21 protein-coding genes are annotated in these 25331 nt (G+C 66.5%); 17 read left to right on the forward strand and 4 right to left on the reverse strand.

The window, feature by feature from the left end; all coding sequences use genetic code 11:
- Positions 1-37: 37 nt before the first annotated feature.
- Complete coding sequence (locus tag ACJJV6_RS16910; protein WP_407709459.1) at positions 38-2578, reverse strand: DEAD/DEAH box helicase; 2541 nt, start codon at positions 2576-2578, stop codon at positions 38-40.
- A 97-nt stretch (positions 2579-2675) separates the two neighbouring features.
- Here ACJJV6_RS16910 and ACJJV6_RS16915 point away from each other — a divergent pair, with 97 nt between their 5' ends.
- From ACJJV6_RS16915 to ACJJV6_RS16995, 17 genes are all read left to right on the forward strand, one after another.
- Entirely contained in the window at positions 2676-3452 is a 777-nt protein-coding gene (locus ACJJV6_RS16915; RefSeq protein WP_009357645.1) for a trans-aconitate 2-methyltransferase, read from the forward strand.
- 157 nt (positions 3453-3609) lie between these two features.
- On the forward strand, positions 3610-5367 hold the full coding sequence (locus ACJJV6_RS16920) for an ABC transporter ATP-binding protein (protein ID WP_009357646.1): 1758 nt from the start codon (positions 3610-3612) through the stop codon (positions 5365-5367).
- A gap of 89 nt (positions 5368-5456) precedes the next feature.
- Positions 5457-7178, forward strand: coding sequence for an ABC transporter ATP-binding protein (locus ACJJV6_RS16925; protein ID WP_354176970.1), 1722 nt, complete (start codon positions 5457-5459; stop codon positions 7176-7178).
- Entirely contained in the window at positions 7175-7555 is a 381-nt protein-coding gene (locus tag ACJJV6_RS16930) for a GntR family transcriptional regulator (protein WP_009357648.1), read from the forward strand. The genes ACJJV6_RS16925 and ACJJV6_RS16930 overlap by 4 nt, the downstream gene beginning before the upstream one ends.
- 49 nt (positions 7556-7604) lie before the next feature.
- The gene (gene uvrA, locus ACJJV6_RS16935) at positions 7605-10529 is read left to right on the forward strand and encodes an excinuclease ABC subunit UvrA (RefSeq protein WP_009357649.1); all 2925 of its coding nucleotides are present in this window, start codon (positions 7605-7607) and stop codon (positions 10527-10529) included.
- A 69-nt stretch (positions 10530-10598) separates the two neighbouring features.
- Positions 10599-11315, forward strand: coding sequence for an HAD hydrolase-like protein (locus ACJJV6_RS16940; protein ID WP_035752539.1), 717 nt, complete (start codon positions 10599-10601; stop codon positions 11313-11315).
- A complete protein-coding gene (locus tag ACJJV6_RS16945; RefSeq protein WP_009357651.1) occupies positions 11302-11970 on the forward strand; it encodes a 1-acyl-sn-glycerol-3-phosphate acyltransferase in 669 nt (222 codons plus the stop codon). Before ACJJV6_RS16940 ends, ACJJV6_RS16945 begins: the two co-directional genes overlap by 14 nt.
- A gap of 71 nt (positions 11971-12041) precedes the next feature.
- Positions 12042-14102, forward strand: coding sequence for an excinuclease ABC subunit UvrC (uvrC, locus tag ACJJV6_RS16950; RefSeq protein WP_009357652.1), 2061 nt, complete (start codon positions 12042-12044; stop codon positions 14100-14102).
- Between the two features lie 69 nt (positions 14103-14171).
- The gene (gene rapZ / locus ACJJV6_RS16955) at positions 14172-15095 is read left to right on the forward strand and encodes an RNase adapter RapZ (RefSeq protein WP_133346942.1); all 924 of its coding nucleotides are present in this window, start codon (positions 14172-14174) and stop codon (positions 15093-15095) included.
- Positions 15095-16114, forward strand: a complete 1020-nt coding sequence (gene yvcK / locus ACJJV6_RS16960) for a uridine diphosphate-N-acetylglucosamine-binding protein YvcK (RefSeq protein WP_009357653.1) — start codon at positions 15095-15097, stop codon at positions 16112-16114. The genes rapZ and yvcK overlap by 1 nt, the downstream gene beginning before the upstream one ends.
- A 9-nt stretch (positions 16115-16123) precedes the next feature.
- Complete coding sequence (gene whiA, locus ACJJV6_RS16965) at positions 16124-17104, forward strand: DNA-binding protein WhiA (protein WP_009357654.1); 981 nt, start codon at positions 16124-16126, stop codon at positions 17102-17104.
- Between the two features lie 99 nt (positions 17105-17203).
- Entirely contained in the window at positions 17204-17830 is a 627-nt protein-coding gene (locus tag ACJJV6_RS16970; protein ID WP_009357655.1) for a superoxide dismutase, read from the forward strand.
- Positions 17831-18091: 261 nt separating this feature from the next.
- Positions 18092-19102, forward strand: coding sequence for a type I glyceraldehyde-3-phosphate dehydrogenase (gene gap, locus ACJJV6_RS16975; protein WP_009357656.1), 1011 nt, complete (start codon positions 18092-18094; stop codon positions 19100-19102).
- Positions 19103-19112: 10 nt separating this feature from the next.
- Entirely contained in the window at positions 19113-20339 is a 1227-nt protein-coding gene (locus ACJJV6_RS16980) for a phosphoglycerate kinase (RefSeq protein WP_354176929.1), read from the forward strand.
- An 89-nt stretch (positions 20340-20428) separates the two neighbouring features.
- Positions 20429-21244: a triose-phosphate isomerase gene (gene tpiA, locus ACJJV6_RS16985; RefSeq protein WP_354176927.1), complete on the forward strand. Its 816-nt coding sequence runs from the start codon at positions 20429-20431 to the stop codon at positions 21242-21244.
- Positions 21245-21294: 50 nt separating this feature from the next.
- The gene (secG, locus tag ACJJV6_RS16990; RefSeq protein ID WP_009357659.1) at positions 21295-21549 is read left to right on the forward strand and encodes a preprotein translocase subunit SecG; all 255 of its coding nucleotides are present in this window, start codon (positions 21295-21297) and stop codon (positions 21547-21549) included.
- Positions 21550-21673: 124 nt separating this feature from the next.
- Positions 21674-22069 carry an RNA polymerase-binding protein RbpA gene (locus ACJJV6_RS16995; RefSeq protein WP_009357660.1) on the forward strand — a complete coding sequence of 132 codons (396 nt, stop codon included), beginning with the start codon at positions 21674-21676 and terminating at the stop codon, positions 22067-22069.
- On the opposite strand, the gene pgl is transcribed toward ACJJV6_RS16995, so the two are convergent.
- Genes pgl through zwf form a run of 3 tightly spaced genes read right to left on the reverse strand, consistent with a single transcriptional unit; the run spans position 22022 to position 25327 of the window.
- A complete protein-coding gene (pgl, locus tag ACJJV6_RS17000; protein WP_009357661.1) occupies positions 22022-22840 on the reverse strand; it encodes a 6-phosphogluconolactonase in 819 nt (272 codons plus the stop codon). The genes ACJJV6_RS16995 and pgl overlap by 48 nt on opposite strands.
- Positions 22830-23771, reverse strand: a complete 942-nt coding sequence (locus ACJJV6_RS17005; protein ID WP_009357662.1) for a glucose-6-phosphate dehydrogenase assembly protein OpcA — start codon at positions 23769-23771, stop codon at positions 22830-22832. The genes pgl and ACJJV6_RS17005 overlap by 11 nt, the downstream gene beginning before the upstream one ends.
- A complete protein-coding gene (gene zwf, locus ACJJV6_RS17010) occupies positions 23768-25327 on the reverse strand; it encodes a glucose-6-phosphate dehydrogenase (RefSeq protein ID WP_009357663.1) in 1560 nt (519 codons plus the stop codon). Before zwf ends, ACJJV6_RS17005 begins: the two co-directional genes overlap by 4 nt.
- Positions 25328-25331: the final 4 nt, after the last annotated feature.

A 25331-nucleotide genomic window follows, 5' to 3' on the forward strand; every position in this document is an offset into this window, starting at 1 on the left:
GCCGGGCCCGTTCTGCCTGCTGTAGGCAATGCCTGCGTCAGAGCCGGTTGACGTCCGTGACCCGCACCACGGCGGTTCCGGTTTCGTCCGACGCGGCCAGGTCCACCTCGGCGGAGATGCCCCAGTCATGGTTCCGGGCAGGATCGTCGAAGATTTGCCGCACCTTCCACAGGCCGGCTTCCTCCGTGATGATGAGCAGCCCCGGGCCGCGGGCATCGGGACCGGTCCCAATGTCGTCATGCTCGTCGAAGTAGTCGTCCAGGGCGTCTTCCCACCGGTCCCGGTCCCAGCCCGAACCAGCATCCAGTTCGCCCAGGGCCGCCGCGTCCTCGTCAGCGAACAGTTCAACGCGGCGGAACATCTCGTTGCGGACCATCACGCGGAAGGCCCGGATGTTCGAGGTGAGCGACGGCGGGGGAAGCGGCGGTGCGTCGTGCGGGGTGGGCATGGCCCCGGACGCCAGTTCCTCCCATTCATCCAGGAGGCTCGAGTCCACCTGGCGCACCATTTCGCCGAGCCAGGCGGTGAGGTCTTCGAGGTCCTCCCGCAGCATGTCCTGCGGCACGGTCTGCCGGAGTGCCTTGAAGGCGTCCGCAAGGTACCGCAGCACGATGCCTTCCGAGCGGGCCAGCCCGTAGAACTGCACGAACTCACCGAAGTTCATGGCGCGTTCGTACATGTCCCGCACCACGGACTTGGGCGCCAGTTCAAAGTCGCCCACCCAGGGGGCCGCCTTCCGGTAGACCTCGAAGGCTTCCCCGAGGATGTCCGCGAGCGGCTGCGGATAGGTGACCTCCTCCAGCATCGCCATCCGCTGGTCGTAGTCGATGCCGTCCGCCTTCATGGCGGCCACGGCTTCGCCCCGCGCCTTCTTCTGCTGCGCGGAGAGGATCTGGCGGGGCTTTTCCAGCGTCGCCTCGATCACGGACACAACGTCCAGGGCGTACGACGGCGACTCCGGGTCAAGGAGCTCCAGCGCAGCAAGTGCGAAGGGGGAGAGCGGCTGGTTGAGCGCGAAGTTCGGCTGCAGGTGGACGGTGAGGCGGACGCTGCGGCCGTCCGCTTCCTGCTGGTCCGCCGGGATCCGTTCCACCACCTCCGCAGCCAGCAGCTCGCGGTAGATGCCGAGGGCCTTCTTCATCAGCTGCAGCTGCGAGGAGCGGGGCTCGTGGTTCTCGGTCAGGAGCCGCCGCGCCGCCGCGAAGGGATCGCCGGGCCGCTCCATGAGGTTCATGAGCATGGCGTGGGTGACGGTGAAACTGGACGTGAGCGGATCCGGCACGGATTCGACCAGGCGCTTATAGGTGGGTTCACCCCAGGACACGAAGCCTTCGGGGGGCTTCTTCTTGACCACCTGGCGCAGCTTCTTCTGGTCGTCGCCGAACTTTGCCACGGCCTTCGCCATCGCCTTGACGTTTTCCGTCACGTGCTCGGGGGCCTGGACCACCACGGTCCCGGCGGTGTCGTAGCCCGCGCGGCCGGCACGTCCCGCGATCTGGTGGAACTCGCGTGAGTTGAGCAGCCGGGTGCGGACGCCGTCGTACTTGCTCAAAGCGGTGAGCAGGACGGTGCGGATGGGAACGTTGATCCCCACACCCAGGGTGTCGGTGCCGCAGATGACCTTGAGCAGGCCGGCCTGGGCGAGCTGTTCCACCAGGCGCCGGTACTTGGGCAGCATGCCCGCGTGGTGCACGCCAATGCCGTGCCGGACCAGCCGGTTAAGTGTCTTGCCAAAGCCGGCGGCGAACCGGAAGTTCGCGATCAGCTCCGCGATCCTGTCCTTTTCCTCACGGGTGCAGACGTTGATGCTCATTAGCGTCTGGGCCCGGTCGATCGCCTCGATCTGGCTGAAATGGACCACATAGACGGGGACCTGTTTGGTGGTGAGCAGCTCTTCGAGCGTCTCGTGCACCGGTGTCTCGTGGTAGTAGAAGTGCAGCGGGATGGGCCGCTCGGCCGAACTCACCGTGGTGGTGGGGCGGCCGGTGAGGTCTGTCAGGCCTTTCTCGAACCGGGTGACGTCGCCCAGGGTGGCGGACATGAGCAGGAACTGGGCCTGCGGCAGTTCCAGCAGCGGCACCTGCCAGGCCCAGCCGCGCTGGGGATCCGAGTAGAAATGGAACTCGTCCATGATGACGGCGCCCAGCTCGGCTGCCGCGCCCTCCCGCAGGGCCGTGTTTGCCAGGATCTCGGCGGTGCAGCAGATGATGGGTGCGTCCTGGTTGACTCCGGAGTCGCCGGTGATCATGCCGACGTTCTCGGCACCGAAGATGTCGCACAGGGCAAAGAACTTCTCTGACACCAGCGCCTTGATGGGTGCCGTGTAGTAGCTGCGCCGGCCCTGGGCCATGGCCTGGAAATGCGCGGCGATGGCAACCAGCGATTTTCCGGACCCGGTGGGGGTGGCCAGGATGACGTTGGCGCCGGTGGCCAGTTCCATGATGGCCTCGTCCTGCGCCGGGTACAGCGCCAGGCCGCGGCTTTCCGTCCATTCGACAAAGCGGGTGTACAGGTCATCGGGATCGACGGCGGCGGAGGAGTTCCGGGGCAGATCGGTCATCTGGTCAACGAGTTTCATTGATTTCCAGCTTAGTGCCAGGGTGCTCCCGGAAATCCGCCGCATGCCCGGCTAGGCTTCGCGGTATCTGTGACACAACCAGGCAGCGGGGAAGCTTATGAAATGGGATCCGGCGATCTACGGCCAGTTTGGCGACTACCGGAACCGGCCGTTTTTCGACCTCACCGGCAGGATCATGGCGGACCGGCCGGAACGGGTGGTGGACCTGGGCTGCGGCCCGGGAAACCTGACAGCCACGCTGGCCGGGCGGTGGCCGGAAGCCGAGGTGGTGGGCGTGGACTCGTCGGCGGAAATGCTGGACAAGGCAGGCACCGTGGCCGCCCGGCTTCCGCGCCTGAGGTTCGAGCGGATCGATATCGCGGGCTGGATGCCGTCGGCGGAAACCGATGTGGTGGTCAGTAACGCCGCCCTCCAATGGGTGCCCGGGCACCAGGACCTGATGCGGGAGTGGCTGGCCGCCCTGCGTCCCGGCGCGTGGTTCGGCATGCAGGTGCCGGGGAACTTCGGGGCGCCCTCCCACACATTGCTGCGGGACCTTGCAGCCTCGGCACGCTGGGCACCGGAACTCGACGGCGTGCTGCGGGGCGGGGAATCGGTGGGGGAGCCGGCGGACTACCTTAACATCCTGCTCGACGCCGGCTGCACCGCAGATGCCTGGGAAACCACGTACCAGCAGGTCCTGCCGGGCGATGACCCCGTCCTTGAGTGGGTCCGCGGCACGGCCCTGCGCCCCGCGCTTGCCGTCTTGTCACTGGACGGGGGCAGGGAATTCGAAGCAGAGTATGCCGCGGCGCTCCGCACCGCCTACCCGCCGGGACGGCACGGCACGGTCTTCCCCTTCCGCCGGATCTTCGCGGTGGGGCGCAAGAACTAGCACGTCCACTCGCAGGGCGGGCTCTACTGAAGCGGTCACGCGTTTGACAAAAATAGTAAGTGATCTGCCTTACAATGAGCGTTGTGGCTGGTGGGGGACGGTTGCCGCCACCCCGCAGGTTTCCCGACCTTCTGGAGGTGCGTTGCTGATCCGACTCATGGGGCGGCTGCTCATGGCGCACAAGGGTTCCGCTGCCGCCGTCGTCCTCCTGCAACTGGTGCAGGCCGCCGCCAACCTCCTGCTCCCCACCATCAATGCGGCGATCATCGACGATGGCATCGTGCCAGGCAACACCCCGGTCATCCACCGCCTGGGCCTTGTCATGGCGGGAATTGCCGCGGTGCAGGCGGCCGCGGCCATCGGAGCAGGCTACTTCGGTGCAGCCACTGCCATGAAGCTTGGCCAGCAACTGCGGGCGGAGATCTTCCTGAAGATCCAGTCCCTGTCCTCGCGCGAGGTGGCCCGCTTTGGTACCCAGAGCCTCACCACCCGGGCAACGAATGACACCCAGCAAATCCAGGCGTTCGCGCTCCTGGTGCTCACGATGCTGGTCGCCGGGCCTGCCATGGGCCTGGGCGGGGTCATCCTTGCCCTCCAGCAGGACGTGGGACTGTCCGGCGTCATCATCGTCATCGTGCCGCTGCTCGTGCTGATCATGTCCGCCATCGTGCGGCGCCTCATCCCGCTGTACCGCGAGGGGCAGGACCTGCTGGACCATGCCGGCGGCATCCTGCGGGAGCAGATCATGGGGGTAACCACCATCCGGGCCTTCGTGCGCCAGCAGCATGAGAAGGACCGCTTCGCCCGTGTCAACGGCGGCCTCACTGCCAACAACCTCCAATCGGCCCTGCTCGTGGCCGCCATGCTGCCGATGATCATGCTGGTGGTGAACCTGTCCTCGGTGGCAATCGTGTGGTTCGGCGGGCAGCGCATCCAGGCCGGCCAGATGAACATCGGTGCGCTCACCGCGTTCATCGCCTACATCATGCAGATCCTGCTGGCCATCATGATGTCGATGTACGTCCTGATGACGGCGCCGCGGGCAGCTGTGTGCGCCGAACGGATCGGCGCGGTGCTGGACACCGAGCCTTCGGTGACGGATCCCGGGGAACGTGCCGGCCGCGTCCTTCCGGCGCTGCCCCAGGACGGGCCCGGCAGGTCCGTCCCGCCGGGCGGCACCGTGGAGTTCACCGGCGTCGGCTTTTCCTATCCCGGGGCCGAGGCACCTGTCCTCGCCGGTGTCACCTTCACAGCGCTGCCCGGCACCACCACGGCCATCGTGGGATCCACGGGCAGCGGAAAGACCACCCTGCTGAACCTGGTCCCGCGCTTCCTCGACACCACCGAAGGCGCCATTACACTCGACGGCATCAACATCAAGGACATGCCCCTGGAAGTGCTGCGCGGCGCCATGTCCATAGTGCCGCAGCACTCACACCTGTTTTCCGGCAGCATCGCAGCAAACCTCCGGATGGCAGCACCCGGCGCCTCGGACGAGGAACTGTGGGAGGTCCTTGAAAAGGCGCAGACCATGCGTTTCATGAGCGAATTGCCCCTTGGCCTCGAAACGCCCGTGGGGCAGGGCGGAACCAAGCTGTCCGGGGGCCAGCGCCAACGGCTCTGCATAGCCCGTGCACTGCTCCGCAAATCATCCCTGTACCTTTTCGACGACAGCTTCTCGGCCCTCGACTACGACACGGACACGCGGCTGCGGCAGGTGCTGGACGCCGAACTGGCGGCCGCCAGCACCCTTGTGGTGGCCGAACGCGTCTCCACCGTCGAAGGTGCGGAGTTGATCCTGGTGCTCGACGGCGGCCAGGTGGTTGCGCAGGGCACGCACCGGGAGCTGCTGGAGACGTCGTCCACGTACCGGGAAATCGCGGAATCGCAGCTGGCCCTGGACGGCCCGCGGTGACAGTCCCTGCCGGTGCCGGCGCGGCAGACGCAGGTTTCCGGCCCACAGCCCGGCGGCTCCTGGGGCTGCTGCGGCCGTTCCGGCGGCTGATGTTCGGAGCCGTGGCTGCCACCTGCGCGTTCGCCGGCCTGAACGTGGCCGCGCCCAAGTACCTGGGCGACGCCACGGATGTGGTGGTTGATGGTGTCTCCGGCGGCGGCATGGACCAGGACCGCCTGGTTCTGCTGCTCGCGGCAGTGGCGGTGATGTACGTCTTCGCGTCGCTGTTCAACTGGATCCAGGGCGCATTGACAGCACGTTCCGTCCAGGGGCTGATGTACAACATGAGGGCTGCCGTGGAGGACAAACTGCACCGGCTGCCCGCCGCCTACTACCGCGACAGCTCCCGCGGGGACCTCCTGAGCAGGGCCACCAACGACATCGACAACATCTCCCAGGCGCTGAACCAGCTCCTGACACAACTGATCATGTCCGTCCTGATGCTGTCCGGTTCGCTCGCCATGATGCTCTGGATCTCGCCGCTGCTGGCTGCCATCGCCCTCGCCACCGTGCCGCTGTCCACCTGCATCACCGTTCTCATGGCCCGCAGGTCCCAGATGCATTACGCGCGGCAATGGACGGAAACCGGTGAGCTCAATGCGCACGCCGAGGAATTCATCACGGGCCATGAAGTCATCAAAGCTTTCGGATACCAGTCCCGGGCAGCCGGCGTTTTTGCGGGCAGCAACTCGCGACTGGCCCGGGCGTCCACCAAAGCCCAGTTTTCAGCCGGCATCGTCCAGCCGCTCATGGTGCTGATGTCCAACCTGAACTACATCGCGGTGGCCGTCATCGGGGCCCTCCAGGTCATAGGAGGTGCCATGACCATCGGCGGAATCCAGGCATTCATCCAGTTCAGCCGGCTCTTCACCCAGCCGGTGGGACAGATCGGCGGCCTGCTTAATGTCATACAGTCCTGCGCCGCGTCCGCCGCCCGCGTTTTTGACCTGCTGGACGCAGCGGAGGAGGCTGCCGCCCCTGACGCCGCCGCAGGACTGCCGGCGCCCGGCGGACCGATCGAGTTCGACGACGTGACGTTCGGCTACCCGGGCTCGTCCCCGGCCGTTCGCAACCTTTCGTTCAGGGTGGAGCCCGGGCAGACGGTGGCCGTCGTGGGCCACACCGGAGCAGGGAAAACCACGGTGGTGAACCTCCTGATGCGTTTCTATGACCCAACCTCGGGCCGGATCACCATCGGCGGAACCGATACCGCCTTGATGGACCGGGACCGGCTGCGTGCACAGTTCGGCGTGGTGCTCCAGGACGCCTGGCTGTTCGGGGGCACCATCCGCGAGAACATCGCCTACGGCCTGCCGGGCGCCACCGAGGCCGGCATCCTCGCCGCGGCAGAGGCCAGCCATGTTGACCGTTTTGTCCGGGCACTGCCGGACGGATACGACACCGTGCTCGAGGACGGGGGTGAACCCCTCAGCCGGGGCCAGCGCCAGCTCGTCACCATTGCCCGGGCGCAGCTGGCAGGCCGCGCTGTCCTGGTCCTGGACGAGGCAACGAGCTCCGTGGACTCCAGGACCGAACTGCTGATCCGGCAGGCCACACAGCAGCTGAGGCAGGGCCGGACCAGTTTCGTGATTGCCCACCGTTTGGCCACCGTACGGAACGCTGATCTAATTTTGGTCATGGACCACGGACGCATCGTCGAGCAGGGCACGCACCAGAACCTCCTGGCGGCCAACAGCTACTACGCCCGGCTCTACTACGCCCAGTTTGCTGCCCGTCCAGGCCGCGCCGGGGTACTCGAGGCGGGCCGGTGAGGTCTGTCCCCGACTTCCCCGGGACCTGGAAGCCCAACACCGCCAGCACAGTAGCGCTGTACGAGCAACTAAGGCTCCGCATCATCCACCTGGCCGACAGCGGTGCGCTGCCCCCGGGCACGAGGCTCCCCGCCGTCCGGGTCCTGGCCGAAAGCCTCGACGTGGCCCCGCACACGGTGGCGCGGGCGTACAAGGAGCTGGAGGCGGCCGGCGTCGTGGCAACCCGCGGCCGGAACGGGACCGTGGTCAGCGCACGTGATGAACGTCTCAGCGGGCTCTCCGCGGCCGCCGCTGCCTACGCCGAAGCCGCCAAGTCGCAGGGGGCAACGTTTGCCGAAGCCGTGAAGCTGCTGGCGGCAGCCTACGACGCCGGCTAGGGCCTTGGCGGGTGGCGGCTTCGAAGAAGTTTTCGATTAGCATTATTGGGTGCCTAAAGCCTTAGCTGAAGAAACCGCCATCGAACCCACCTCCGTCACCGAGCCCTCCACCGGCATCGTGCAGCGCCACGACCTGTCACGGCTGGTGGTGAAGGGCGCCCGCGAACACAACCTGCGGAACGTGGACCTGGACCTGCCGCGCGATGCGATGATCGTCTTCACCGGCCTGTCAGGCTCGGGCAAGTCCTCGCTGGCGTTCGACACGATCTTCGCCGAAGGCCAGCGCCGCTACGTTGAATCGCTCTCCGCGTACGCCCGCCAGTTCCTCGGCCAGGTGGACAAGCCGGACGTCGACTTCATCGAAGGCCTGTCACCGGCCGTTTCCATCGACCAGAAGTCCACCAGCAAGAACCCGCGCTCCACCGTTGGCACCATCACCGAGATCTACGACTACATGCGCCTTCTTTGGGCACGCGTGGGCCGGCCGCACTGCCCAGTCTGCGGCGAGCCCGTTGCCAAGCAGACACCGCAGCAGATCGTCGACCAGCTGCTCGAGCTGGACGAAGGCACCCGCTTCCAGGTCCTTGCCCCGGTGGTGCGCGGGCGCAAGGGCGAGTTCGTGGACCTCTTCAAGGAACTCAGCGCCAAGGGCTACTCCCGGGCGCGGGTGGACGGCGACCTCATCCAGCTGAGCGATCCGCCCAAGCTGGGCAAGCAGTTCAAGCACACCATCGAGGTGGTGGTGGACCGGCTGGTGGTCAAGGAGGGCATCAGCCAGCGGCTCACGGACTCCATCGAAACCGCGCTGGGGCTGGCTGAGGGCCGCGTCCTGGCGGAGTTCGTGGACCTTGAAGCAGATGATCCCGGACGCATCCGCGCGTTCTCCGAGAACCTCGCCTGCCCAAATGAGCATCCGCTGGCCATCGACGAGATCGAGCCCCGGTCCTTCTCCTTCAACAACCCCTTCGGCGCGTGCGCGGCCTGCAGCGGCATCGGCACCAAGCTCGAAGTGGACGAGGAATTGATCGTTCCGAACCCGGAGCTCTCGCTGTCCGAGGGCGCCATTGCCCCCTGGTCGATGGGAACTGCCACCACCGAATACTGGAACCGGCTCCTCGAGGGCCTGGCGAAGGAACTCGGATTCTCGATGGACACCCCGTGGGAGAAACTGGGCAAGGACGTCCGCCAGACCGTCCTGCACGGCAAGGACCACAAAGTGGTGGTTCAGTACCGCAACCGCTTCGGCCGGGAACGCAAGTACAGCACCGGATTCGAAGGTGCCATCCAGTACGTTCACCGCAAGCACGGCGAAACCGACTCCGACTGGGCACGCGACCGGTATGAGGAGTACATGCGGCAGATTCCCTGCCCTGCCTGCAACGGTGCGCGCCTGAATCCTGCGTCCCTGTCCGTGCTCATCAACGGCAAGTCCATTGCCGAAGTTGCTGCCCTTCCAATGCGTGACTGCGCCGCGTTCCTGGACAACCTCGTCCTGACCGGCCGCGAAGCCCAGATCGCGCACCAGGTCCTCAAGGAAATCCAGGCGCGCCTGACGTTCCTCCTGGACGTTGGGCTGGAGTACCTGAACCTTGAGCGCCCGTCCGCCACGCTGTCGGGCGGCGAGGCGCAGCGCATCCGGCTGGCCACCCAGATCGGTTCCGGCCTGGTGGGCGTGCTCTATGTCCTGGACGAGCCGTCCATCGGCCTGCACCAGCGCGACAACCGGCGGCTCATCGACACCCTCACCCGGCTCCGCGACATGGGCAACACCCTGATCGTGGTGGAGCACGACGAGGACACCATCCACGTCGCCGACTGGATCGTCGACATCGGACCCGGCGCCGGTGAGCACGGCGGCCAGGTGGTGCACTCCGGTTCCTACAAGGAGCTCCTGGAGAACACCGCGTCCCTGACCGGCGACTACCTGTCCGGACGCAAGAGCATCGATGTTCCCAAGAAGCGGCGCAAATACGACAAGAAGCGCGAGCTCAAGGTGGTGGGTGCCCGCGAGAACAACCTCAACAACGTTGACGCGGCATTCCCGCTGGGGCTCTTTACCGCGGTGACCGGGGTGAGCGGTTCCGGCAAATCCACCCTGGTGAACGAGATCCTGTACAAGGTGCTGGCCAACAAGCTCAACGGCGCCAAGCAGGTGGCAGGACGCCACAAGACCGTCCAGGGCCTTGAGCACCTGGACAAGGTGGTCCACGTGGACCAGAGCCCCATCGGGCGCACCCCGCGCTCCAACCCCGCCACCTACACGGGCGTTTTCGACAACATCCGCAAGCTCTTCGCCGAGACCACTGAAGCCAAGGTCCGCGGCTACCTTCCCGGCCGGTTCTCCTTCAACGTCAAGGGCGGGCGCTGCGAGGCCTGCTCCGGCGACGGCACACTCAAGATCGAGATGAACTTCCTGCCGGACGTCTACGTCCCCTGCGAGGTCTGCCACGGGGCCCGGTACAACCGGGAAACTCTGGAGGTGCACTACAAGGGCAAGACCATCGCCGAGGTCCTCAACATGCCCATCGAGGAGGCCGCGGAATTCTTCGCTGCGTTCTCGCCCATCGCACGGCACCTGAACACCCTGGTGGACGTGGGCCTGGGCTACGTCAGGCTCGGCCAGCCGGCCACCACCCTCTCCGGCGGTGAGGCGCAGCGCGTCAAGCTGGCGGCAGAGCTGCAGAAGCGGTCCAACGGCCGGAGCGTGTACGTGCTGGATGAACCCACCACGGGCCTGCACTTCGAGGACATCCGCAAGCTGCTGCTGGTCCTGCAGGGCCTGGTGGACAAGGGCAACACCGTTATCACCATCGAGCACAACCTGGACGTCATCAAAAGCGCGGACTGGATCGTGGACCTCGGCCCGGACGGCGGGTCCGGCGGCGGGCAGATTGTCGCCACCGGCACGCCGGAGCAGGTGGCAACGTCCACCACCAGCCATACGGCCACGTTCCTCGCCGAAATCCTGGGCTAGAGCGGGAGAAATATTCCGCTGCGGGAATGCGAGTTTCAGGCACTGCTGCTGACGTGAGAAACTAACCCGGTGACTTCAACAACAGTGCCCGTGATCTTTGACCTGGACGGCACTCTTGTCGATCCGGCCGGTGGAATAACAGAAGGAATTGCAGCGGCCCTCACCGCGGTGGGGCTTCCCGTTCCCGGCCAGGACCTGCTCGAAGCCATGATCGGCCCCAAGCTCAGCGATTCACTGCTCAACGTGGCACAGGTGCCCGCCCGCCATCTGGACGAGGTCATCCGCCGGTACCGCGAGCACTATGTGGCCACCGGCATCGCCCAAAGCCGGCTGTACCCGGGCGTCCGCGAAGTTTTGGAGTCCTTCGCGGCCGCCGGGAAGCCGGTGGCCGTGGCCACGCAGAAACCGCAGAACCTTGCCCGAAAGGTCCTGGCGCACCACGGTATTGACGGGCTGTTCCTCACCATCCGTGGCTCGGCCGACGACGAGACGGCCATCGAAGGCGTGCCGATGGGAAAGACGGAAATCATCGCCGCCGCCCTCGAGGACCTGGACACCCGGCACGCCCTGATGGTGGGGGACCGCGCCCAGGACGTCTCCGGAGCCATTGCCAACGGACTCGACTGCATCGGCGTTGCCTGGGGATTCGCCCCCGACGGCGAACTGGAGAATGCCGGTTCCGTGGCGGTCGTGCACACGGCCGAAGAACTGGTGAAGGTCATCGACCGGCTGCAGGCCATCCACAGTGCAGCAATGAGCGAGGTGACAAACGATGGAAATGTTTGAAGCGGTCCGCTGGACCACGCGGAGCCTGATCGCCGGCACCTGCCGGCCTACCGTCGTCGGCATTGAAAACGTCCCCACCGACGGCCCCTTCATCGTGGCACCCAACCACCTGTCCTTCTTCGACAGCGTCATCGTCCAGGCCCTGATGCCGCGGCCGGTGGCTTTCTTCGCCAAGGCCGAGTACTTCACCACAGGCGGGATCAAAGGCAAGGTCATGAAGGCCTTCTTCGAGTCCGTGGGCTCCATTCCCGTGGAGCGCGGCGAGCAGGCAGCGAGTGTCCAGGCCCTCAAGACCCTCCTGGATATCCTCGAGTCCGGCCGCGGCATTGGCATCTACCCCGAGGGCACGCGCTCCCGGGACGGCATCCTCTACCGCGGACGCACCGGGGTGGGCTGGCTTGCGCTGACCACCGGGGCGCCGGTAATCCCCGTGGGCCTGGTCGGCACGGAGAACCTGCAGCGCGCCGGCGAGAAAGGCGTGCGGCCCCAGCACTTCACCATGAAGGTGGGGGAGCCGCTGTACTTCGACAAGACCGGCCCGGACCACTCGCTGCCGGCCCGGCGCGAGGTCACGGACCGGATCATGGATGCCATCGCGGAACTCAGCGGCCAGGAACGGTCCACCAGCTACAACCAGAGCAAAGCGGTCGACTAGTCCGACGGTACGGCAGCCGGGTTCTGCCGAAGCTGGCAATGCCAGCGGGTATGGCTCAGTAGAATGGATAAGTGGCAAATCCAGCAAGTTACCGGCCCAGGACGGGTGAAATCCCCACCAACCCGGGGGTGTACCGGTTCCGCGACCCCCACGGCCGGGTCATCTACGTCGGCAAGGCCAAAAGCCTCCGTTCCCGGCTGAACTCCTACTTCGCCAACCCGGCGGGGCTGCTGCCCAAGACCTACGCCATGGTCCATGCGGCCAGCAGCGTGGAGTGGACGGTGGTGGGCAGTGAGCTGGAGTCGCTGCAGCTGGAATACACCTGGATCAAGGAATTCAAGCCCCGGTTCAACGTGGTGTTCCGGGATGACAAAACGTACCCCTACCTTGCCGTGACCATGGGGGAGAAGTACCCGCGGGTCCAGGTCATGCGGGGCGACAAGAAGAAGGGCACCCGCTACTTCGGTCCGTACACCGCGGGCGCCATCAGGGAAACCATGGACACCCTGCTCCGGGTGTTCCCGGTCCGCAGCTGCAGCGCAGGGGTGTTCAAGCGCGCCGAAGCCACCGGCCGGCCCTGCCTCCTTGGCTACATCGATAAATGCTCGGCCCCGTGCGTAAGCCGCATCTCGCCTGAGGACCACCGCTCCCTGGCCGAGGACTTTTGCGCCTTCATGGGCGGCGAGGCCAAGCGCTTCATCGCCAAGCTGGAAAGGCAGATGGCGGACGCCGTCGGCGAGCTTGACTACGAGCATGCCGCCAGGATCCGGGACGACATTGCCGCCCTCCGCAAAGTCTTCGAACGCAATGCGGTGGTGCTCTCGGAGGACACCGACGCGGACATCTTCGCGCTCCACGAAGACGAGCTCGAGGCCGCGGTACAGGTGTTCCACGTCCGCGGCGGCAGGATCCGCGGCCAGCGCGGCTGGGTGGTCGAGAAGGTGGAGGACTTCACCACGCCGGACCTCGTGGAGCACCTCCTGCAGCAGGTCTACGGCAACGACGGCGACAGCCACGGCAGGCTGCCCCGCGAGGTGCTGGTACCCGTGGAGCCCAGCAACGCCGGGGAACTGGCGGAATGGCTCGGCGGAATCCGGGGCGCCAAAGTGGACATCCGGGTACCGCAGCGCGGCGACAAGGCCGCCCTCATGACCACCGTCCGTGAAAACGCCGAACATGCACTGAAGCTGCACAAGACGCGCAGGGCGGGGGACCTCACGGTCCGTTCGCAGGCCCTTCAGGAACTCCAGGAAGCGCTGGACCTGCCGGTGCCGCTGCTGCGGATCGAGTGCTTCGACGTCTCCCACGTCCAGGGAACCAATGTGGTGGCCTCCATGGTGGTGGTGGAGGACGGCCTGCCAAAGAAATCCGACTACCGGAAGTTTTCCGTCACCGGGCCCGCGGCCGCCGATGACACCGCCGCCATGCACGACGTCCTCACCCGGCGGTTCCGCCACTACCTGCAGGACAAGTCGGCCCAGGTGGACGAATCATTGCTGGCCCCCGATCCGGGAGAAGCGGAACAGCCGGGGCCCGGGCAGCAAGAGGCGCCCCTGGACAGCACCGTGCAGGACAGCACGCTCCAGGACAGTGCCTTGCAGGACACCACCACGCCCGCCCCGCGGGCCAAGTTCGCCTATCCGCCCAACCTGGTGGTGGTCGACGGCGGCAAGCCGCAGGTCAACGCCGCCGCCCGGGCCCTCGCGGACCTCGGCATCGACGATGTGTACGTGGTGGGCCTCGCCAAGCGCCTCGAAGAGGTCTGGCTGCCGGACAGCGACTTCCCCGTGATCCTTCCCCGGACGTCACAGGGGCTGTACCTGCTGCAGCGCATCCGTGACGAAGCCCACCGCTTCGCCATCACGTTCCACCGGCAGAAGCGCGGCAAGGCGATGACGGTATCGGCGCTGGACGGAGTTCCCGGGCTGGGCGCGTCCAAGCGCAAGGCGCTGCTGGCCCACTTCGGGTCCGTCAAGGGGGTCAAGGCTGCCTCCGCCGAAGAGCTCTCGCAGGCCAAGGGCATTGGCCCCGCGCTGGCCAGCGCCATTGTGAACCACTTCTCCACGGGCGACCGGGCGGCGGCAACGGTGCCCGCCATCAACATGTCCACCGGCGAAATCATCGAAACTTAGCTAGGGTAAGGGGCGGGGTTTGCGCCGGGTGCGTCCCTGAATGGCAACAACAGAAACGGGGCGGACTTAATGGCAGACACGACGGCGGAATCCGGAGCCGGGCAGGACGGGATGCAGCCCGTCAAGCCGCTCGAAGCGGAGCTGCTGGTGGTCACCGGAATGTCCGGAGCCGGCCGGAGCACCGCCGCCGACGCGCTGGAGGACCACGGCTGGTACGTGGTGGAGAACCTGCCGCCGCAGATGCTGGGCACCCTGGCCGAGCTCGTCTCCCACGCCCCCCAGTCCATCCCGCGGCTCGCCGTCGTGATCGACGTCCGCAGCAAGGGGCTCTTCGCTGATATCCGCGCCGCCCTCGGGGCCCTCGCCGCCAGCGGCGTCACTTTCCGGGTCCTGTTCCTGGACGCCAGCGACAACGTCCTGGTCCGCCGCTTCGAACAGGGACGCCGGCCGCATCCGCTGCAGGGCGGCGGCCGCATCCTGGACGGCATCGCCGCCGAACGCGAGCTGCTGCAGGAACTGCGCGACAGCTCCGACGTCGTCCTGGACACGTCCGGGTACAACGTCCACGGGCTGGCCACAGCCATCACGGAACTCTTCAGCGAAACCGGCCCGGTGGCGCTCCGGCTGAACATCATGAGCTTCGGCTTCAAGTACGGCCTGCCCGTCGACGCCAACTACGTGGCAGACGTCCGGTTCATCCCCAACCCGCACTGGGTTCCGCAGCTGCGCCCGCACACCGGGCTGGACAAGGACGTCAGCGACTATGTGCTGGAGGCGGAAGGCGTCAAGAACTTCGTCGACCGGTACGTTATGGCCCTGGAGCCCGTCCTGGACGGATACCGCCGCGAAAACAAGCACTACGCCACCATTGCCGTGGGCTGCACCGGCGGGAAACACCGCTCGGTTGCGGTCGCCGTCGAACTGTCCAAGAAACTCGCCCAATACCCCCGGGTCACCGTGACCACCACGCACCGGGATCTGGGCCGCGAATAATGGCGCTGTTCACCGGCGCGCTGCCGCTGGTTCCGCCTGCGTCCGGAACCGGAGCCAGCCAGCACGACAAAGGTCCCAACGTTGTCGCGCTCGGCGGCGGCCACGGCCTCTCCGCCTCCCTTTCGGCGCTGCGCCTCCTCACGTCCGAACTGACCGCCGTCGTGACGGTGGCGGACGACGGCGGATCATCCGGGCGCCTGCGCGAAGAGTACGGCGTCCTCCCGCCCGGGGACCTGCGGATGGCCCTGTCCGCGCTCTGCGACGACACGGACTGGGGCCGGACCTGGCGCGACGTGATGCAGCACCGCTTCCGCCCCGGCAAGGGCCCGGGCGGTTCGCTGGACGAGCACGCCATGGGGAACCTGCTGATCGTCACCCTGTGGGAACTGCTGGGGGACACGGTGGCCGGGCTGAAGTGGGCCGGTGCGCTGCTGGGCGCACGCGGCCAGGTCCTTCCCATGTCCACCGAGCCACTGACCATCGAAGGGGACGTCCGGGTCACCGCGCCGGACGGCGCCTCCGCCCTGCAGACCATCCGCGGGCAGGCGCGCTGCGCCGTGGCGGGCTCGCTGGAACACGTCCGGCTCCTGCCTGAGGCTGCCCCTGCCTGCACCGAAGCGCTCACGGCGATCGAACTGGCCGACTGGGTCATCCTGGGCCCGGGCTCCTGGTACACCTCAGTGCTGCCGCACCTGCTGCTGCCGGAAATGCGCCAGGCGCTCTGCAGCACCCCGGCCAAACGCTGCCTCACCATGAACCTCGCCACGGACACCAAGGAGACGTCGGGCATGACGGCCGCAGACCATCTCGACGTGCTGCGGCGCTACGCCCCGGAGTTCACAGTGGACGTTGTCCTGGCCGATCCCGCGTCGGTGCCGGACCGGCAGGAATTCGAGCAGGCCGCCGCGATGATCGGGGCCGAGGTTGTCTTGGGTAAAGTAGGGGCGTCGGGACGCCGGCCCGTCCACGATCCCCTGCGTCTGGCGACGGCGTACCAGGACATTTTTGGGAACAGTTAGGAAGGTGCCATGGCACTGACAGCATCGGTCAAGGAAGAACTGTCCCGTCTGGACATCAAAAAGTCATCGGTGCGCAAGGCCGAAGTCTCAGCAATGCTCCGCTTTGCCGGCGGGCTGCACATCATCTCCGGCCGGATCGTCATCGAAGCCGAAGTGGACCTGGCATCCACGGCCCGGCGCCTGCGCGCCGCTATCGCCGAGGTCTACGGGCACCAGAGCGAAATCATCGTCGTATCCGCCGGGGGACTGCGCCGCGCCAGCCGCTACGTGGTCCGCGTGGTGCGCGACGGCGAAGCGCTGGCCCGGCAGACCGGCCTCCTGGACGGCCGCGGCCGGCCTGTGCGCGGGCTGCCCTCCGCCGTCGTCAACGGGTCCGCCGCGGATGCCGAAGCGGTGTGGCGGGGCGCGTTCCTTGCCCACGGCTCGCTCACCGAGCCCGGCCGGTCCTCCTCGCTGGAGGTCACCTGCCCCGGCCCGGAATCCGCCCTGGCACTGGTGGGGGCTGCGCGCCGGCTGGACATCCAGGCCAAGGCGCGGGAAGTCCGCGGCGTGGACCGCGTGGTCATCCGCGACGGCGATACCATCGCCGCGCTCCTCACCCGGATGGGTGCCCACGATGCGCTGATGGTCTGGGAGGAGCGGCGCATGCGCAAGGAAGTCCGCGCCACCGCCAACCGCCTTGCCAACTTCGACGACGCCAACCTGCGCCGCTCGGCCCAGGCTGCGGTGGCCGCCGGTGCCCGTGTGGAGCGTGCCCTCGAGATCCTGGGCGACGACGTCCCCGAGCACCTGAAGTACGCCGGTGAGCTGCGCGTGGCCCACAAACAGGCCAGCCTGGATGAACTGGGCCGCCTGGCCGACCCGGTCATGACCAAGGACGCGATCGCCGGACGCATCCGCCGCCTCCTGGCCATGGCGGACAAGCGCGCCGCTGACCTCGGCATTCCCGGTACGGACGCCAATGTGACGCCCGAAATGCTGGACGAGTGACCGACCCATAGAATCAAAAAGATTCCGGGCGCCAGCCGCCCGGATGCACAATCCGAGAGTTACCAACCGGACCGAGCGTCCACGATATTGGAGGATTTTGTGACCGAGTACGTATTGCCGGAACTCAGCTACGACTACGCCGCCCTTGAACCGCACATCTCCGCGCGGATCATGGAGCTGCACCACAGCAAGCACCACGCCGCCTACGTTGCTGGCGCCAACAACGCCCTGGCCCAGCTGGCCGAAGCCCGCGAGAAGGGCGACTTCGCCAACATCAACAGGCTCTCCAAGGACCTCGCGTTCCACACCGGCGGGCACATCAACCACTCCGTCTTCTGGAACAACCTGTCCCCGGACGGCGGCGACAAGCCCGAGGGTGAGCTGGCTGCCGCCATCGACGACGCCTTCGGCTCCTTCGACGCCTTCCGCGCCCAGTTCTCCGCAGCCGCACTCGGCCTGCAGGGTTCGGGCTGGGGCTTCCTGGCCTACGAGCCCATCGGTGGCAACCTGGTCATCGAGCAGCTCTACGACCAGCAGGGCAACACGGCACTGGGCACCACCCCGCTGCTGATGCTCGACATGTGGGAGCACGCCTTCTACCTGGACTACGTCAACGTCAAGGCCGACTACGTCAAGGCGTTCTGGAACATCGTGAACTGGGCCGACGTCGCCAAGCGCTTCGAAGCAGCACGCACGAACGCCACGGGACTCATCACCCTCCCGTAGTGACCTGCGCTACACGCGCTTGTTACAAACTTCACATTCGGACTTAAATGGGCCGCGATGTGGACCGTCCGCCCCCGCACTTGCGGGGGCGGACCCAGTTAAACGTAAGATAGGTCACGGAAGGCGGTTAGCCTTCAGCAATGAGGCTGGTCGCCCTCCGTATGTAAATCATCTCTGCCCAATGGCGTGCGGGATCTGTTAGTTGGCTTGAACGCCCGCTCAACTAGTAGTGCTTCTAAAAGCACCAAGGAGACTGAAAAAGTGACGACCCGTATTGGTATTAACGGCTTTGGCCGCATCGGCCGCAACTACTTCCGCGCAGCACTTGCACAGGGCGCGGACCTCGAGATCGTAGCCGTCAACGACCTCACCAGCCCCGAGGCCCTGGCGCACCTGTTCAAGTACGATTCCGTGGGCGGCCGCCTGAAGGAAACCATCGAGGTCAAGGACGGCAACATCGTCGTCAACGGCAACGTCGTCAAGGTCCTCGCAGAGCGCGATCCCGCCAAGCTTCCCTGGGGCGAGCTGGGCGTGGACATCGTCATCGAGTCCACCGGATTCTTCACCAAGGCCGCCGACGCGCAGAAGCACATCGACGCCGGCGCCAAGAAGGTCCTGATCTCCGCTCCGGCTTCGGACGAGGACATCACCATCGTCATGGGTGTCAACCACAACCTGTACGACAACGCCACCCACAACATCATTTCCAACGCATCCTGCACCACCAACTGCCTGGGCCCGCTGGCCAAGGTGGTCAACGATGAATTCGGCATCGAGCGTGGCCTCATGACCACGGTCCACGCCTACACCGCCGACCAGAACCTGCAGGACGGCCCGCACAAGGACCTGCGCCGCGCCCGCGCCGCCGCCATCAACATGGTGCCCACATCCACCGGTGCCGCCAAGGCCATCGGCCTGGTCCTCCCGGAGCTGAAGGGCAAGCTGGACGGCTACGCCATCCGCGTTCCCGTGCCCACCGGTTCCGCCACCGACCTCACCGTCACCGTCTCCCGCGAGACCACCGTGGAGGAAGTCAACGCCGCCCTCAAGCGCGCTGCGGAGTCCGAGGAACTGCAGGGCTTCCTGACCTACACGGAGGAGCCCATCGTGTCCTCCGACATCGTCGGAGACCCCGCATCGTCCATCTTCGACGCCGGACTGACCAAGGTCATCGGCAACCAGGTCAAGGTTGTTTCCTGGTATGACAACGAATGGGGCTACTCGAACCGCCTCGTCGACCTTACGGAGCTTGTCGCGTCCAAGCTGGGCTAGGGTTAGACACATGACATCACACACCCTCAACGAACTTCTCGCTGAAGGTGTCCGCGGGCGGTACATTCTGGTTCGTAGTGACCTGAATGTGCCGCTCGACGGCTCTACAGTCACTGACGACGGCCGCATCAAGGCCTCACTTCCAGTGCTGTCAAAGCTCACGGACGCCGGTGCCCGCGTGCTGGTAACAGCCCACCTTGGCCGCCCCAAGGGCGCCCCCGAGGATAAGTACTCCCTCCGCCCCGCAGTGGACCGCCTGGCCGAACTTGCCGGCTTCAAGGTCACCCTGGCAGGGGACACCGTCGGCAGTTCCGCCAAGGAAGCCGCGGCGTCGCTGCAGGACGGCGAAGCCCTGGTCCTGGAGAACGTCCGGTTCGACGCCCGCGAAACCAGCAAGGACGACGCCGAGCGCGGCGCCTTCGCTGACGAGCTGGTGGCCCTGACCGGTGACAACGGCGCCTACGTGGATGACGCATTCGGCGCCGTGCACCGCAAGCACGCCAGCGTCTACGACGTCGCCACCCGGCTTCCGTCCTACCTGGGCGACCTGGTGCACACCGAGGTGGAGGTCCTGCGCAAGCTCACGGCCGACACCCAGCGTCCCTACGTTGTGGTGCTCGGCGGATCCAAGGTCTCGGACAAGCTTGCGGTCATCGACAACCTGATCGGCAAGGCTGACACTATCCTGGTGGGCGGCGGCATGCTGTTCACGTTCCTCGCAGCGGCGGGTCACAAGGTGGCTTCCAGCCTGCTCGAGGAGGACCAGATTCCCGTGGTCCAGGACTACCTGAAGCGCGCCTCGGACGCCGGAACTGAATTCGTGGTGCCCACCGACGTCGTGGTGGCGGAGAAGTTCGCGGCTGACGCTGCGCATGAGACCGTCGCCGCGGACGCCATCGAGGACAGCAGCTTCGGCGCCCAGGGCATTGGCCTGGACATCGGCCCGGACTCGGCCGCTGCCTTCGCCAGCCGGATCAAGGGAGCCAAGACGGTCTTCTGGAACGGCCCGATGGGGGTCTTCGAATTCGAAGCGTTCTCCGCCGGAACCCGCGCCATTGCCCAGGCCCTCACCGAAACCGAAGCGTTCACGGTGGTGGGCGGCGGCGACTCCGCGGCTGCCGTCCGCACCCTCGGGTTCGCAGATGACCAGTTCGGCCACATCTCAACCGGCGGCGGCGCCAGCCTGGAGTACCTCGAAGGCAAGGAACTTCCCGGCCTCAGCGTCCTGGACCGCTAGGCAGTACCCACCTTCCAGTCCTCAGGCCGGCAGGTTGCCCGCGCGGCAGCCTGCCGGCCGATCACTTATCAAGACTTTTTGGAGATTACGTGACTTCGTCTACGAACGGCGCTTTCGACCGCAAGCCCTTCATCGCGGGCAACTGGAAAATGAACATGGACCACGTGCAGGGCATTACCCTCCTGCAGAAGCTGGCCTGGACCCTTTCAGATGCCAAGCACGACTACAGCCGCGTCGAGGTAGCTGTCTTCCCGCCGTTCACCGACCTCCGCGGTGTTCAGACGCTGGTCCAGGGCGACGACCTGGACATCGCCTACGGGGGCCAGGACCTGTCGCAGTTCGATTCCGGCGCCTACACCGGGGACATCTCCGGCCAGTTCCTCAACAAGCTCGGGTGCAAGTACGTGCTGGTGGGCCACAGCGAACGGCGTACCATCCACAACGAATCCGACGACGTCCTCAACGCCAAGGTCAAAGCCGCCTTCAAGCATGGCGTCACGCCCGTCCTGTGCGTCGGGGAGGGCCTGGAGGTCCGCCAGGCCGGCACGCACGTGAACCACACGCTGGAGCAGCTGCGCGCCGGCGTCGCGGGCCTGACCAGCGAGCAGGCAGCAGAGCTCGTCGTTGCCTACGAGCCCGTCTGGGCCATTGGCACCGGTGAAGTTGCCGGACCGGAGGACGCACAGGAGATGTGCGCCGCCATCCGCGCCGAGCTGGCCTCGCTGTTCGATGCCGATGTCGCTGCCAAGACCCGCCTGCTCTACGGCGGATCGGTCAAGGCCAACAACGCCGCCGCCATCCTGAAGGAGCGCGACGTCGACGGCCTGCTGGTGGGTGGCGCAAGCCTCGATCCTGCCGAGTTTGCTAATATTGTCAGGTTCGAGAGTCACCTGGTGGCGGACTAGTCCGTCCCGCAGCGCACGCTCCCGCAATCCCAACTTCCTGAAAGGCCGTCGTGGACGTTCTTCATGTCATCCTGCAGATCCTCCTGGGCATCACCAGCCTCCTGCTGACGCTGCTCATCCTTCTCCACAAGGGACGGGGCGGCGGTCTGTCGGACATGTTCGGCGGCGGAATGAGTTCGGGCCTGAGCTCCTCCGGCGTGGCCGAGCGGAACCTGAACAGGTTCACCGTGATCCTGGGCGTCACCTGGGGCATCGTCATCATCGCCCTAGGCCTGATCATGCGGTTCAGCGGCGGCGACTCCTGATTCTCTTCGGCTGAGGCGCACCGGCGGGCACTCCCGTCCGGCGGATCTGCCTACTAAACTGTGGCTGTCGGTTCCCGACAGCCACAGTTTTGTTTAAGCCAGGCATTTCGAGGCAGGAGTTCCGGTGGTCCATCCAGCATCAGGCTTCCGCGGTACCCGTGCAGGCGTCACCGCAGGATCCGGTTCCAGCCTCCAGTCCGGCGAGGACCACGGCGCCCCCCTGCCGCGGATCAAAGTGTCCTACTGGTGCGCCAAGGGCCACGAAACGCAGCCCGTCTTCCTTAAGCTGCCGGAAGACCAGATCCCGGTGGTGTGGGACTGCCGGAGGTGCGGGGCGCCCGCCACCCGGGACGGCCATGCGGAGGCAGCGGCCGATGCGCTGGACGATGGCTACAAGAGCCATCTTGAGTACGTTAAAGAAAGACGCTCCGGCCAGGACGCCGAAGACGTCCTGGCGGGAGCGCTGGAAAAGCTACGCGCCCGCGGCATCCTTTCGGACGAGCTGCTGCGGGACACGTGACGCGGCGTTCTCGTCGATAAGCCAGAGGGTCCGGGACCTTCCCCGCGGCCCTGCGGCGGGAACCTGCACGGGGTTGGCCCCGGCGAGGGCCAGGCCGACCGCACCCGCCTTGTCCTCGCCTGCGACCACCATCCACACCTCCGCTGCCGTGTTAATGGCCGGCAGTGTCAGTGACACGCGCAGGGGCGGCGGTTTGGGGGAGTTGCGGACTCCGACAACCGTCCGTTGCTTTTCCCGGATCCCTGCCTGCTCGGGGAAGAGCGAAGCTACATGGGCGTCAGGCCCCACGCCGAGCAGCACCACGTCGAGCCGGGGCAGCGCCGCCGGGTGTTCGGGCCGGTCATCGGACATGTCAGCCGCATGTTCGGCTGCCGCAGCCTCCCGCAGCCGCCGTGCGTAGTCCTCTGCGGCCTCCTCGGGTGTCTCGAAGTCGTCGGAGGAACCGGGCTGGTGGACGCGCTGCGGGTCGACCGGGATACGCGAGAGCAGGGCGTCAAACGCCTGCTTCGTGTTCCGGTCGGGATCCGCTGAACCGACGAAACGTTCGTCGCCCCACCAGAAGTTCACCCTGGACCAGTCGACGGCGGGCGCCGCCGGAGAGTCAGCTACAGCCTTCAGCGTGCCGATGCCCACCGTGCCTCCGGTGAGCACCACGGTGGCCTCACCGTGTTTGTCCTGCACATCCACGAGCTTGGTGATGAGCCGGGCCGCAATGGCCGCCATCAGGACGGATGAATCAGGATGGACGCTTACTCTGGGCTCAACGCTCACTGGGACGGACGCTCCTTAGATTGGTACGTGGCAGTCCAATAGTAATCACTTCGCCAAACACTTCGTCGGGGTCGAGCCGGCGGAGTTCTTCGGCGAGGCAGTCGCGGAGGCTGCGGCGTGGCAGGGAGATCCGTTGGGCGGGCTGGCCTGGCTGGGTGAGCTCGGCGACCGAAAGCCCGGGGCGGAACAGCTGCACATCGCCGCCGGGGCGGCTGAGGCGCACCCGGCGGATCCCGGTTCCCGCGGGGTCGGCCACGATGGTGACCGGGGCATCCAGGGTGAGGGTGAGCCAGGCGGCCAGCAGGATGGTGCTGGGTGAATCCGAGGCACCCTCGACGGCGACCGCGGTCACCGGGGAGGTGTCCACCTCGTCCAGCGCCGCGGCGAGCTGGATCCGCCAGTTGGTCAGGCGGGTCCAGGCGAGGTCGGTGTCGCCTGCCTTGTAGGTGGAACGGATGTTCTCCAGCGCGGCCTGGGGGTCGGGCTCGTTCGCCGAGTCGGTGATCCGGCGGTGCGCGATCCGGCCGATGGAGGTTTCGCACGCGTTCTCCGGCGCACCGTGCGGCCACCACGCCACGATCGGGGCGTCAGGGAGCAGCAGCGCGGCCACCAGGGACTCGGACTCGTGGGCGAGCTGGCCGTAGCCGCGCAGCACGATCACCTCCGAGGCGCCGGCGTCCCCGCCCACCCGGATTTGCGCGTCCAGCCGGTCCGCGTGCTCCTTTCCGGCGTCGGCGAGAACGATGATCCGGCAGGGGTGTTCCCGGCTGGCGTCGTTCGCGGCCTCGATCGCTTCCTCTTCGAGTCCGGACTTCGTGACCACGACGAGGGTCAGGACCCGGCCCAGGGCGATCACGCCACCCTGCTCGCGCAGGGCCATGATCTTCTTGGAGACGTTCGAGGTGGTGGTATCGGGCAGGTCAACGATCATGGCCTTCTCCAGGTTCGTCCGTCACGGGCCAGCAACTCATCCGCGGACGCGGGGCCCCAGCTGCCGGGGGCGTAGGGCTCGGGCTGCTCTTTGAGTGAGGCCCAGTAGTCCTCGAACGGGTCGAGGATCTTCCAGGACAGCTCCACTTCCTCGTGCCGCGGGAACAGCGGCGGCTCGCCGAGCAGCACATCCAGGATGAGCCTTTCGTAGGCTTCGGGGGAGGACTCGGTGAAGGAGTGCCCGTACCCGAAGTCCATGGTCACGTCCCGGACTTCCATCTGGGTGCCGGGGACCTTGGACCCGAACCGGATCGTGGCACCTTCGTCGGGCTGGACCCGGATCACGACGGCGTTCTGACCGAAGTCATCGTCCGTGTGGTCACGGAACAGCAGGTTGGGGGCGCGCTTGAACACCACCGCGATCTCCGTCACCCGCCGCCCCAGGCGCTTCCCGGCGCGCAGGTAGAACGGCACCCCGGCCCAGCGCCTGGTGTGGATGTCCACCCGGATCGCCGCGTAGGTTTCCGTGGTCGAGTCCGCGGGGATGCCTTCTTCCTCCAGGTAGCCCTGGACCTGCTCCCCGCCCTGCCAGCCGCCGGTAAACTGCCCCCGCGCCGAGTGCGTTGACAAGTCCTCCGGAAGCTTGACCGCGGCGAGGACCTTTTCCTTCTCCGCGCGCAGGTCATCGGCGTTGAAGGAGATGGGCTCCTCCATCGCAGTCAGCGCCAACAGCTGCAGCAGGTGGTTCTGGATGACGTCGCGGGCAGCACCCACGCCGTCGTAATACCCCGCCCGGCCCCCGGTGCCGATATCCTCGGCCATCGTGATCTGGACATGGTCCACGTAGTTCGCGTTCCACAACGGCTCGAACAGCTGGTTCGCGAACCGCAGCGCCAGGATGTTCTGGACCGTTTCCTTGCCCAGGTAGTGGTCGATCCGGAACACAGCATCCGCGGGGAACACGGACTCCACGATGTCGTTGAGCTTCCGGGCCGATTCCAGGTCATGCCCGAACGGCTTCTCGATCACCACGCGGCGCCACTTGTCCCCGTCGGCCTGCGCCAGCCCGTGCTTGGACAGTTGCCGGCAGACCTGCTCGAACGCCTTCGGCGGGATCGAGAGGTAGAACGCGTGGTTCCCGCGGGTGCCGCGGACATCATCGAGTTCCTTGACCGTGTCACCGAGCCGCTGGAACGCGGCGTCGTCGTCGAACTCGCCCTGCACGAACCGGATGCCCTCGGCAAGCTGGTTCCACACCGCCTCGTCGAACGGCGTGCGTGCGTACGACTGCACCGAGGACTTCACCTGGGCGGCGAAATCCTCATCGCTCCATTCACGGCGCCCGAAGCCCACCAGCGCGAAGCTCGGCGGCAGCAACCCGCGGTTGGCAAGGTCATACACCGCCGGCATCAGCTTCTTCCGGGCAAGGTCACCCGTCACCCCAAACAAAACAAGCGACGACGGACCGGCAATCCGGTTCAAACGGCGGTCCCGCGGATCGCGGAGCGGATTCCGCCCCCGGCCCGCGGCCTTCCTGCCGTATTCAGTTTCTGGCATAGTG

The sequence above is a fragment of the Arthrobacter nitrophenolicus genome, from assembly GCF_045833485.1.
Classification (GTDB): domain Bacteria; phylum Actinomycetota; class Actinomycetes; order Actinomycetales; family Micrococcaceae; genus Arthrobacter; species Arthrobacter nitrophenolicus.

Bases quoted from the DNA above. Each gene is read 5' to 3' on its own strand.
- ACJJV6_RS16910 (WP_407709459.1), bottom strand. From the start codon at position 2,578: ATGAAACTCGTTGACCAGATGACCGATCTGCCCCGGAACTCCTCCGCC.
- ACJJV6_RS16915 (WP_009357645.1), top strand. From the start codon at position 2,676: ATGAAATGGGATCCGGCGATCTACGGCCAGTTTGGCGACTACCGGAAC.
- ACJJV6_RS16920 (WP_009357646.1), top strand. From the start codon at position 3,610: ATGGGGCGGCTGCTCATGGCGCACAAGGGTTCCGCTGCCGCCGTCGTC.
- ACJJV6_RS16925 (WP_354176970.1), top strand. From the start codon at position 5,457: ATGTTCGGAGCCGTGGCTGCCACCTGCGCGTTCGCCGGCCTGAACGTG.
- ACJJV6_RS16945 (WP_009357651.1), top strand. From the start codon at position 11,302: ATGGAAATGTTTGAAGCGGTCCGCTGGACCACGCGGAGCCTGATCGCC.
- rapZ (WP_133346942.1), top strand. From the start codon at position 14,172: ATGGCAGACACGACGGCGGAATCCGGAGCCGGGCAGGACGGGATGCAG.
- yvcK (WP_009357653.1), top strand. From the start codon at position 15,095: ATGGCGCTGTTCACCGGCGCGCTGCCGCTGGTTCCGCCTGCGTCCGGA.
- whiA (WP_009357654.1), top strand. From the start codon at position 16,124: ATGGCACTGACAGCATCGGTCAAGGAAGAACTGTCCCGTCTGGACATC.
- ACJJV6_RS16980 (WP_354176929.1), top strand. From the start codon at position 19,113: ATGACATCACACACCCTCAACGAACTTCTCGCTGAAGGTGTCCGCGGG.
- ACJJV6_RS17005 (WP_009357662.1), bottom strand. From the start codon at position 23,771: ATGATCGTTGACCTGCCCGATACCACCACCTCGAACGTCTCCAAGAAG.
- zwf (WP_009357663.1), bottom strand. From the start codon at position 25,327: ATGCCAGAAACTGAATACGGCAGGAAGGCCGCGGGCCGGGGGCGGAAT.